This window comes from Arhodomonas sp. KWT (genome assembly GCF_010993615.1).
The window spans coordinates 1-855 of the sequence record NZ_WNXE01000713.1 but is presented as its reverse complement, the minus strand read 5'-3'; the positions used below and the strand labels follow the sequence as shown (position 1 = coordinate 855).

Genomic DNA, 855 nt, shown 5'->3' with positions numbered 1-855 from the left:
GGCGTGCACGCCGGCGGTGAAGAGAAACACCCCGGCGGGACCGGCCATGTCCATCACCAGCGACGCCACCGGCGGACCGATCACCGCCCCCAGGCTGAACACGAGCAGGAGCAGGCTACTGACCTCGATAAAGGCCTGATTGGGCGCATAGTCGTTGGCGTGGGCGACGCACAGGGAATACACCGGCAACGCGCTCGCCCCGAATGCGAAGGCCGCGATCTGCAGCACGTGGGCGTCCCTGCCGAACGAGCCGGCGAGCACGACCCCGCTGATGCTGGCGAAGAGGCAGGTGAACACGATCACCTTGCGCCGGTCCACGCGGTCCGACCACCATCCCAGCGGCCACTGGGTAAACACGCTGCCGAGAATCGCCACCGCCATGAACAGCCCCACCCCCATGGCGTCCAGCCCACCGGCCTCGGCAAACAGCGGGGCAAGGGTCCAGAACGTGCCGTTGGCGACGCCGACACCGAGGCAGCCGAGCACACCGACCGGCGAGACAGCCAACAGTCGCCCGAGGACCGGTGGCGCTCCGGCCTGCGCCCCCGGCGCCTGCATGGTGGTGAAGGCCACCGGGAGAATGGCCAGGGAGACGGCAATGGCCGCCAGCACCAGCGGCACCGAGTCGACCGGCCCCGCCCAGCCGAAGGCGAGCTTGCCGGCGATGAGCGCCGCCCAGCTCACGAGCATGTAGGCCGCGAGCACGCGGCCCCGTGTTGCCGTCGGGGCGAGGTCGTTGAGCCAGCTCTCGGTGGCGATGTAGAGCCCGGCGAAACCGAAGCCCACCACCATGCGCAGCCCGAACCACAACGCGTCGGTCATCAACAGCGTGTGTGCAAGCAGTCCGGCGGCCAC

1 protein-coding gene is annotated in these 855 nt (G+C 69.6%); it reads right to left on the bottom strand.

Annotation, left to right across the window (positions count from 1 at the left end; translation table 11 throughout):
- A partial coding sequence (locus G7A99_RS21915; RefSeq protein WP_163144068.1) for an MFS transporter occupies positions 1-855 on the bottom strand: 855 nt, incomplete at both ends.